General features: G+C 59.7%; 2 protein-coding genes and 1 pseudogene. All 3 read left to right on the forward strand.

Annotated elements, in window-relative coordinates:
- Window positions 1-187: pseudogene (locus tag MKK55_RS01845) on the forward strand (hypothetical protein); the annotation flags it as partial.
- Window positions 188-266: 79 nt separating this feature from the next.
- Window positions 267-500: a hypothetical protein gene (locus tag MKK55_RS01850; RefSeq protein ID WP_243932997.1), complete on the forward strand. Its 234-nt coding sequence runs from the start codon at window positions 267-269 to the stop codon at window positions 498-500.
- 330 nt (window positions 501-830) lie between these two features.
- Window positions 831-1,091, forward strand: a complete 261-nt coding sequence (locus MKK55_RS01855; protein ID WP_243932999.1) for a hypothetical protein — start codon at window positions 831-833, stop codon at window positions 1,089-1,091.
- Window positions 1,092-3,591 lie beyond the last annotated feature (2,500 nt).

Consider the following 3,591-nt stretch of genomic DNA (forward strand, 5'->3'; position numbering starts at 1 on the left):
GTGTGAGGGCTCAGGAGATGCTGACGTCGCCCGAGAGCAATGCCGTCTCCGCGACCGTCTGAGCGGCCGCCTGGCGCAAGCCGGCTACTGCTGGGGTCGCAAAGGCCAAACCGACGAGAAGAAGCAGTGGCACGCCTGCCAGCCGGACTCGATCTATGAGGACGATATCGAGGCGGTGCAGCGCTGAAGCCTTTCCACTCCAGGCAACACCCGCGGCCGGCAAGGCAGCTGGGGTTCATGCTGCGCCTTTGATCCAGGATTTGCCAATGCCCTACACCCTTAAACGCCTCGCCCCTGGTAGCTTCGATCTCATCCTCGACGGCGAAGTGGTCGGCAGCCTGGTCCGCGATGTGTCGCGGGACGGGTACGAAGGCGATTGGACAGCCGAACCCCTCACCAACAGCCCGCCCTTTCCGGCGCCTTTCACGAGCGAGGCGCAAAAGTTCCCGAACCTGAAAGCAGCGGCGGACTGGCTCGACGCGGACGTGCCTGATCTCTGATACACCCCGTGCTCGGCAAGGCGAAGCGGTCGTAGTGAGGTGAGTATGCTCGGGCGACGATCGAAGCGCAGGCTGCCCCACAGCCTGACCCAGCACCTTTCAGATCCGAAGATCGTTGTCTTCAGCCCCCGAACGACCAAGCGGCGTAGCACCCCCTCTGCGTCTGGGTCGCCGCGGAAGTTCGGCATATCGGCCGTGACCCTCATCGTCCTCGTGCTGGCCGGCGGGTACCTGCTTCACGCGTGGTAGGGGATCAAGCCAGGCTCGAGTCGACCAGGGCTACGTGCGGCACCGTGAGTACCCTGAGGGTGCGAACTGAAGGAACGACCGATGGCCGACATCCCTGATCAGGAGATCGAGGACTCTCCGCTCGGCGGCATCGTCACCCGCGATGGCGTCATGGTGCAGGTTCACATCTACCGATTTGCCGGCACTGACGATGAATGGACCCTTGAGGTGGTCGATCACGAAGGCGGGCACACGACCTGGACTGGTACCTTGGCGAACGATGAGGACGCCTTCGAGGCTTTCGAGCAGGCGGTCGCTAAGGACGGGATCCGCTCGTTCGTTAAGCAGCAGGTGGAGCATTGATCGAGCGCGTGCAGCGGAAGGGCTATCGCGAGTGAATGGGCAACGCCTCGCCATAGGGATTGACGGCTTCCTCTTGGCCTACGTGACGAGCACAGTGCTTATCGCGAACGGCTTCGACAATGCGCTTATGATAGTCTTCGCGTCTGGGATTGTTGCATCCGTCGCGCTCATGGCCTTCTAGATCCGAGCCGATCACAAGCGGTGATCCGAGCGAGCCCGGAAGGGTCGGACTTCTATCGATCCGTGTGACGCAGCCTTCCAATCTCAGGGAACACCCGCTGTCTGAAAATCAGAGCAAAAAGTGGAAGCAAGCCGGAGCGGCTTTCGCTAGCCGGCAGAGCCAACCCATCTCCATGCCTGCCGAAGGGCCGCCGGTGAACGTGGCTGAGACCAACCTGGCTCGGTAAAGGGCGGCTCGCTTATCGAGGGATGCGGCGCAAGCGTCGCCTCGGAAGCGGTAAGGCATCCTCCTTTTGGAGGTGAATGGCGAGGTGCAGGCGCCATCACAAATGTCGTAAATTGTGCGCAGCTTGGGTAGTCCAATGAACGAGTCCGCAGCCTCAACAAGCTTTTATTAACCATAAGGCAGCAGGGTCATCGGCGGGTGTGCGCCGTTGATCGTATGCGGCGCAGTGACCCGCAGCTCTCGGAGCTTCGAGGATGCGCCTTCCGGTTGTCGTGCTGATCGCGGTCCAATTTATCGCCAGTCCAGCCATATCCCAAAAGCGGGTCGCTGCTATCCACCCACAACCGCCCCTTAAATCAGTTGAAAGCCTGCCAGAGATTTCAGTCTCCACCGCTGCGCTCCCGAATATCGAAGCAGCGAATAGAGCGGCGCGGATCAAGATGGAGAAGTTCGATTTGGCCATAGCAGGCCGTGATCTGCGCGTCCTGCGATCTGTGTGCGTCGGGTGTCGGACGACGGCAAATTGGGCAGCTCATAGCATCAAAGCCAGAGCAGAAGGACCTGAGTTCCCCATCGCAGATCCGGCTGCTGCCCCTGATCAATAGTAGTACCGCTAACTAGGCGGTGGGGATCTTACGAAAGTGAAGTTTTCTACGCATACTGCGTATTTTGAGCAGTGTGAACGGTTTTGCCCGGTCTGGCGTTTAGAAGAGTAGCGCGCATAAGCTTCGCTATAAAACACTTCACACGGACGGTAGAAGCAATGGTTCCGCTCAGGGCCGATCGGTGACCAGCAGGAGCATCGAGACGGTGGCTCTGCCAGAGTTGAGCGTCACGACAGAAGCTCGGCGCCCTCAGGAAATTCATATCAAGGAATTCAGGTGGGATCCGCGCGTCTGCATCGGCTGCTGAACGACCTATCGGCAAAAATGGTGCTGGCTTCCGGCGTACAGGCAGTGAGCTTACCTTCCGGGGGTGGAAGCCTCGACAACCCCACTCGTCGCCCTCGCCTTCGTCGTAACGGCTGACCTTTATCTTGAGAGCACGCTTTTGGCCATTGTGCCATTTGGGCCGAGTAAGCCATAAATCTCAGAGCACCAGTTTTCGTCGCCGTTCCGAGTGTATGCCTGCCGAACCTCGCTAGACCATTTGCGGAGTTTGACTTCGATCAGCGGCTCTTCAGTGCTGGAAATAGCGCTATCCATCCTTAAGGTAGTTAGGCGCCCCGCGTTCACGCGAAATCCTGGGCACCTGCTCTCTGCAAAGATTGACGCTGCCGCCACCATTGCATAGTGGTCTAAATCTTCATCGTGATCCCTGGCGACCACCGGTTCACTCAAACCTATTAGGCATCCCGGGAGCAAGTAAAAGAATTTTTTGGTGGATATTTTCAAGGCTCGACAGCCGATTAAGTCAGATCAAAAGTTGAGTTGCCGATAATATCCCGAGATCGGTAAATCCTACTATCCTCCCTAGGGCGGTGTGCTTGAAATTCACAAAAGCCACCGGCCGCGCTCCAGGATGGAAGCCGCCGGCTCTCGCTGTTTTCGACCACCGTGCGAGTGGGTCAGAGCAACGCCTTCGCGACGCACCCTAAACGCGAGACTGCCGTTGGGCGGCGGATCCCGTCAATCCCTAAGCCATCCGAACGCATCACGTCGCCGCCTCGGGCTGCGCAGGCGCATTGCCAAGGTCGTAAAAGCCGTCGTTCTTGGTTGCGTCGCCCTTGCGCTGCTCCCAGGCCAGCGTGTTGATCAGTCGAGCGTCGACCCATGATGCGGACCTCGGTGCCCTCAACGCGCCTCGACAACCCCATCCCTGGGGCTATCCTGCTTGCATGCGCACAGTCCTGATCGCCCTCGCTCTCGTCGCCACGGCCGGAGGTGCCAGCGCACAGCAGCAGATGCCGACCGTCCCGGAGTTGCTGACGGCTGAAAGTAAGGCCTCGCAGGCGTGTGAGGGCTCAGGAGATGCTGACGTCGCCCGAGAGCAATGCCGTCTCCGCGACCGTCTGAGCGGCCGCCTGGCGCAAGCCGGCTACTGCTGGGGTCGCAAAGGCCAAACCGACGAGAAGAAGCAGTGGCACGCCTGCCA

It is taken from the genome of Methylobacterium sp. J-059, from assembly GCF_022829485.1.
GTDB lineage: Bacteria > Pseudomonadota > Alphaproteobacteria > Rhizobiales > Beijerinckiaceae > Methylobacterium.